This window comes from Pseudoalteromonas sp. SIMBA_162 (assembly GCF_046535955.1).
GTDB lineage: Bacteria > Pseudomonadota > Gammaproteobacteria > Enterobacterales > Alteromonadaceae > Pseudoalteromonas > Pseudoalteromonas marina.
Genome location: NZ_JAWJBQ010000658.1, coordinates 1 through 259, shown reverse-complemented (window position 1 = coordinate 259; position 259 = coordinate 1). Strand labels below are relative to the sequence as shown.

General features: G+C 62.2%; 1 protein-coding gene. It reads right to left on the bottom strand.

Going from position 1 to position 259, the window contains the following annotated elements; genetic code table 11:
* The coding region (locus tag R0J88_RS21305; protein ID WP_410901070.1) for a hypothetical protein at nt 1-232 on the bottom strand (232 nt) is incomplete at its 3' end.
* Nucleotides 233-259 lie beyond the last annotated feature (27 nt).

Below are 259 nucleotides of genomic sequence, written 5' to 3'. Positions count from 1 at the left end.
AGCTGCTATTGAGACCATCGGCCATCATGCCGCGGAAACCACCACTGAAGAGGTTTTCGCCGAACGGCGGCAGAGAGTCGGGGTCGGTCTGCTCCTGGGAGGTCAGCGGCCCGTAGGTTCCGCTGCGCCAATCGGCACGCGCCTTGTCTTCTACACTATCCGTCTTTTGCGGAATGCTGGAGGCCTGGTCATTGCTGGACAGGATGGAACCACTGTCCAGGCCGGCTGCCATGGCAGGGCTGGCGTTCAGGCACGCTAC